This window comes from Anaerosphaera multitolerans, from assembly GCF_004006535.1.
GTDB lineage: Bacteria > Bacillota > Clostridia > Tissierellales > Peptoniphilaceae > Anaerosphaera > Anaerosphaera multitolerans.
On the sequence record NZ_RLIH01000030.1, the window covers coordinates 1 to 4589 of the forward strand.

4 protein-coding genes are annotated in these 4589 nt (G+C 32.9%); 2 read left to right on the forward strand and 2 right to left on the reverse strand.

Annotation, left to right across the window (positions count from 1 at the left end):
- Positions 1 to 31: 31 nt before the first annotated feature.
- Entirely contained in the window at positions 32 to 1075 is a 1044-nt protein-coding gene (locus EF514_RS10510) for a ribonucleotide-diphosphate reductase subunit beta (RefSeq protein ID WP_127725407.1), read from the reverse strand.
- Positions 1076 to 1084: 9 nt separating this feature from the next.
- Complete coding sequence (locus EF514_RS10515) at positions 1085 to 3613, reverse strand: ribonucleoside-diphosphate reductase subunit alpha (RefSeq protein ID WP_127725408.1); 2529 nt, start codon at positions 3611 to 3613, stop codon at positions 1085 to 1087.
- Positions 3614 to 3764: 151 nt separating this feature from the next.
- Here EF514_RS10515 and EF514_RS10520 point away from each other — a divergent pair, with 151 nt between their 5' ends.
- Both EF514_RS10520 and EF514_RS10525 read left to right on the forward strand, forming a co-directional pair.
- Positions 3765 to 4106, forward strand: coding sequence for a hypothetical protein (locus EF514_RS10520; protein WP_127725409.1), 342 nt, complete (start codon positions 3765 to 3767; stop codon positions 4104 to 4106).
- 51 nt (positions 4107 to 4157) lie between these two features.
- The gene (locus EF514_RS10525) at positions 4158 to 4577 is read left to right on the forward strand and encodes a hypothetical protein (RefSeq protein ID WP_127725410.1); all 420 of its coding nucleotides are present in this window, start codon (positions 4158 to 4160) and stop codon (positions 4575 to 4577) included.
- Positions 4578 to 4589 lie beyond the last annotated feature (12 nt).

Here is a 4589-nt window from a genome sequence, read left to right on the forward strand (position 1 = left end):
GGAATCCAAACAATTTGGATTCCTCTCCTTTTTATAGATCATCTTCTATTACACTTGATTTTGAGTAGGCGGATACTTTAGCTTCAAAAAAGTCCGTCTTTATTGCATTTGGATCGGAATACTCGCTTACCCACTTCATTGAATCAGGTTCTTTATCATAGCCTTCATATAGAGGTTCAAAGTTTAAGCCCCTACATCTTAAATTGCCAAGATACTTAATATAATCTTCAACCATATTCATATTTAAACCTTTAATGTTATCTCCGATTACGTACCTTGCCCACTTTAATTCCTCTTCAACACCTTGTCTAATCATATCTCTGTAGAATTCAATTTTTTCTTCAGTAAATAATTGAGGTTCTTCCTTTCTAAGCTCCAAAATTATAGACCTGAAAAGCCATAGATGAGTATTTTCGTCCCTGTTAATATACCTTATTTCCTGAACAGTTCCAGGCATCTTTCCAATTCTTCCCAGTGAATAAAAAAACATAAAACCTGAATAAAAATAAATTCCTTCCAATATATAATTTGCAATTGCCGTTTTTGCAAGATTAAATGCTGTTCTATCGTTATAAAAGTCGTTATACTTATCTCCAATAAATTTATTTCTAGCTAAAAGTACAGGGTCGTCCTTCCATTGGTATAGAATCTCCATTCTCTCCTCAGGCGAACAAATTGTATCTAAAATATAGCCGTAGCTCTGAGAGTGAATAGCCTCTTGGTAAGCTTGAATAGTCAAGCAAAGATTTACTTCATTTGCTGTAATATACTCTCCAATACTTGGAAGGTTGGCTGTTTGTAAACTATCCAGAAATATTAAAAAGGAAAGTATTTTATCATAGGCTGTCTTTTCTTCCGGTTCTAAATTTCTATAGTCCTTAACATCCTGACTTAGGTTTATTTCCTCAGGTATCCAAAAGTTGTTCATAGCCTGTCTATACCAATCACTTACCCAAGAATACTTCATATTATTAAAGTCATTTAAATTCGTAGTATTACCGTTAATCATCCTACGCTTGCTAAGTTCAATATCTCCCTTTTCATTAAATAAATCTTTTCTTCTAAGTTGTTCCATTTTTCCTCCTTAAGCTGAACAGCTATCGCAGTCTTCCACTTCTAGCGACTTGTTTCTTACATAGTATATAGTCTTAATTCCCTCTTCATAGGCTCTAAGATACAGATTTAAAATTTGACTCATTGTATAGTCAGTGGTTATATATAAATTAACAGATTGAGACTGGTCAATATGTCTCTGACGAACACCGGTAGACCTTATTACCCAGTTTTGGTCTATATCGTGAGCATTTTCATAGAGCCAAAAAGTCTGAGAGTCTAAAGACGGAGCTACTCTTGGAACTATCGCTCCCTTCTTTTCCTCTAGAAAATACCTGCTCATAACGGGATCCACCGCAGCTGTGGTACCTGCTATAATTGAAGTTGAACCTGTCGGAGCAACTGCCATTATATATCCGTTTCTAAGTCCGCTCTTGTGAACTTCCTCTTTTAACTTATTCCATCTATCACTGTTGTAATTTCTTTTTTCAAAGTACTTTCCCGTCTCCCAATCAGAATCTTTAAAGTACTTATAACTTCCCTTTTCCTTTGCAATTTCATTACTTGCCTTTATGGCAAAATAATTAATATCTTCATATACCCTGTCGGCAAACTCCAAATGCTCTTCACTTTGCCAGCTTATATTGTTTTTAACCAGCATGTGGTGGTAGCCGCTAGTACCAAGACCTATTGATCTGTACTTTCTATTTGTTATCTTGGCATAAGGTACAGGATAGTAATTTAAATCAATTACATTATCCAAAGCTCTAACAGTTGTCCTGATTATATCTTCAAGTTCATCTTTGTCATTTACATTTATATTTCCAAGAACCAACGAAGCTAAATTACACACAACGAAATCTCCAGGTTTAGTAGTTTTAACAACTACTTCCTCTCCGTTTTCATCTACAATTTCCGTTGATATACTTTCAATGGCACTTGTGTTTTGAGCTATCTCAGTACATAAATTGGAACTGTAAATAATACCCTTATGTGAATTCGGATTAAATTCATTTACCTTATCCCTATTAAAAATAAAAGGCGTTCCCGTTTCAACGGCAGACTTAATAATAAGTCTTACCATATCCTTTACAGTCATTGACCTTTTGTCAATTCTAGGATCATTTACACAATCCAAATATTTTTCAATCCACTCATCACCAAAATAGTCTTCAAGGCAATAACCTTTTACCGTTAACACTTCATGAGGACACATCATATACCATTTTGCATTAATATCCTCCTTAGCTAACTTCCAAAAGTAGTCCGGAAAACATACGGCAGGAAATACATCATGAGCTTTCATCCTATCATCTCCGCTGTTAGTTCTAAGTTGTAGAAACTCAGCTATATCCTTATGCCATACGTCTAGGTAAACAGCCACCGCGCCCTGTCTAACTCCTAATTGGTCTACAGCTACTGCAGTGTCGTTTGCCAGTTTTATCCATCTTATAACTCCTCCTGCAACGCCTTTAAAACCTCTTATGTCCGAGCCCATCGCCCTTACCTTTCCAAAATAAAGTCCCATTCCTCCGCCATGTTTTGACACTTGGGCAAAATTATCTATAGATCTGTAAATTCCCTCAAGACTGTCAGGCACAGTATCTATAAAACAAGATGACAACTGATGGTAGGGCTTTCTTGCATTTGACATGGTGGGAGTGGCAACGGTTATTTTTAATTGACTAAGCACATCATAAATTTTCTTTGCCCACTTTACTTTATTTTCACCTTCAGGAATGGCAAGATGCATGGCAATTCCCATAAACATCTCCTGTGGAGCCTCTAAAAGCACACCCTCCGAACTTCTGATTAAGTATCTTTTCATTACAAGATCCAGACCGCTATAGTTAAAAAGGTAATCCCTGCTATAGTCCATATACCTTTCCAATTCATCTATTTCAATATCACTATAATTTTCAATCATATAGCTTCCATAGAGATTTTCCTTTGTCAAATAGTGAATCTTATCTTTAAAAGTGTTAATGTCCAGCTTGTTCATAACTGCACCAATGCTGTTTTCAATTTCTATAGATAAAAATCTAGCTGAAATAAACTCCCATTTAGGAGCTTCCTTTGAAGTCAATTCAGAAGATGCCTTTATCAATATAGATAAATATTCACCTTCAGTTAAATTATCCTTTGCAAAGGATAAAAATTTATTGTAAAGAAAAGCCAAATCATAAGCATCCTCTTTAAAATCTTTTTGAATTTTCACCATTGCATCTATAATTTTTTTATCTGCAAAATATTTAGAAAAATCCTCAATGGTTTTACGCATTCTGTGGTGAGAAGCTCTGTAGAGAATATATGACTTTACAACTGTGTAAAAATTATTTTCAATTAAGGTTATCTCCACTAAATCCTGTACTTCTTCAACGGTAATAAGGTGGTCTTTAGGAAAATTGTTCTTAATTTTTTCTACGATTTGACCACTCATTTTCTTTATCGTTTCCTCATCTATGGGTTTACTTACACTTATAAAGGCTTTTTCCATAGCAACTTCAATTTTATTTACATCAAAGTCTGCTATATCGCCATTTCTCTTAATTATTTTCATTTTTTTATCCCCTATATTTTGTATTGATTTATTATTGTGTAAATAAATATACCACATCTAGTATTTAATTAAAAGGAAAATAGTATAGTTTATTTGTATGATTTTACCTAACTTCCTTGAAATAAAATATAATTTAAAATACAATTAAAATATGAAAAAGAAAACTAAGGAAAATCTCCAAAACACCTTTGAGAGATGGTTAAAAGAACATAAAATTAAAAACAAAGAAAAACAGGAATATCAAAAACGAATTTCTCAAGAAATGGAAGAAGAAAAACGAAACCTAAGCAGAAAGGGAAAGTTTAGAAAAATTTTTATATGGACTGGAGTAGTTATAGCCTACGACATTTTCAGAATGGTTTTAAGATACTATTCAGAAAGAAATTTATTTGAAATTTCAGACCTTGTTTTTTCTGCAATAGTAATTGGAATCTATAGCTACTATATTTTTAATTACTCCAAATTAAAAGATGAGAATGAAAGTAAAAAATAATCCGGCTCAATTTTAATTTTTCCTGATGAAGTCTCTGGAAAGGAGCTTATTATGAATAAGAATTTAAAAGTAGGTCTATTGTTTATTGGAAATGCAATCCTCTTACTGCTGTCCAGTAAAGCCTTTGAAAAATTGAACAAATACGCGCAAGTAACCTTTGATTTGAAATACAGATTTTACGGCTATTTTCTTCAATCTTTGGCCATATTACTTACAGGACTTATTATTTACCTAATCGGAAAAGAGTTAAAGGGAAAATCCCTTCTCACTTTTACTATTTTACTGGGAATTATATTTGTATTTATTAACCTTATCTATGTAGCACCTGTTGAAATATTAGAAGTATCTTTAATCTACAGAGTATACATCATTTTTGCAATCAACACTTGGATTATTAAGTTAATTGCAATCTACTTTGGATACTTTCTGATAAAATATTTACAGGAGAGAAAATCTCAATCAAATATTTAAAATTATAATATC